Genomic DNA, 1456 nt, shown 5'->3' with positions numbered 1-1456 from the left:
TCACTATCGCGCCATTATAGTGTTTGCAGCGTGCTTGCCTAGTCCGAACAGTGACGGAGCGGGTCGCCGCCAAAAGGAAATTGATCCGGATCAGGCCCAGCCCGAATGTCGCCGACGCCGGCCCAGTAGCACGCCCAGCAATATGCTGGCCAAGGCCACAGCAGCGCCTTTCAGAAAAAGATCGTTATATTGAACATCGGATAATCTGGCCACTTTTTGCTCGGCCGTTTCCAGTGCTGACTTCAGTCGTTCCACTTCCGTTTGATAAGCGGCATATTGCTTCACCGCTTTTTCAAGACGATCGCGCAACACTGCCTTTTCCTGACGCAATTGCTCAACCTGTTGTCTGAGCTGTTCGGCTTTCTCCTGCCAACGCTTAAGCTGGCTTCGGGCGGCAGGCTCCGCCGTCACATAGCGCCGATTAACCCAACCTTCTTTACCAGAAGGCAAACGCACCTGCGCCCATTTGCCGTCATCACTCTCAGCGAGCAGCACCAACGCGGTACCGGCTTTTGGCCAGCCAATGATACGGTATGCCTGGGTCGGCCCACTTCGCATGGGAATGCTCAAATCGTCGGTCACATAAAAAGTCGTGGCAGCGCGAGACTGTTCCTCGCCATACAGCGTCACCGCAAACAGCATCATGGCCACCAAAATCACGACACGCATACCATCATCCGCTACCAATCACAGGCCGTGCCGCCATTCTGGCACGAAAAGCCAATAGAGGCCAATACTGTCGCGGGTGTTGTAACCCCCTGATTCTGTCCTTGAGTACATTCAACCAATTTCAGCTTTGCGTCTCGCTGTCCAACGTTGGATTGCGGTTTTCGTGCTTTCATTTGACTCCTCCTGTCTGCACTACAACCTGTGCATTTCTGGAGGGGCATGACATGTTGGTCTTTCGACAGTCAAAACATTACATTGTCTATCTAGCAGACCTGTCTTCGTTCACAAGCAATCCTAAATCACGGTTGGCCCTAGCTTCTATCATGCTTTTTTGATGATCGCTATTTCGTAGATAGACAATTGTCTCCTTTGTTTTATCGGGAAGCTTTGAACTTATCCAGATCACCCCATCTTGTATCATATTGTCGCATATAACATATTCACCAGGCCCTATAAAAATCTGCAACCTTAAAAAATCATTCCTGCGTTCAATGTTTTTTATCAGATCTGTCAAAACATCAAAACTGTTCCTTGGCTCAATAATTTTATTGAGAAAAATATGCCCGCCGTCTTCCAATTCGAGCCCCGTTGTTGACGTGTCGTTAAATGTGAACAGAACTTTATTAATATTGGTCTCAGCAGACAACAACACATTCGCATTATGCAATATAATCACTGCATTTTCACTCTCTGCTTTCCTATCGTACTCACACTGCACTAGCGATATTGACAGCTTCTTATTATTCACAACAAGCTCGTTATACTTTAGCTGTTTAATTATCGTAAC

2 protein-coding genes are annotated in these 1456 nt (G+C 47.7%); both read right to left on the bottom strand.

From position 1 onward, the window contains the following. Positions 1-90: 90 nt before the first annotated feature. Positions 91-669: a TIGR04211 family SH3 domain-containing protein gene (locus D6694_14830; GenBank protein ID RMH35257.1), complete on the bottom strand. Its 579-nt coding sequence runs from the start codon at positions 667-669 to the stop codon at positions 91-93. Between the two features lie 259 nt (positions 670-928). Further along, on the bottom strand, positions 929-1456 hold a 528-nt coding region (locus D6694_14825; GenBank protein ID RMH35256.1), incomplete at its 5' end, for a hypothetical protein.

The organism is Gammaproteobacteria bacterium (assembly GCA_003696665.1).
Classification (GTDB): Bacteria; Pseudomonadota; Gammaproteobacteria; order Enterobacterales.
This window is presented reverse-complemented; position numbering and strand designations above follow the sequence as displayed.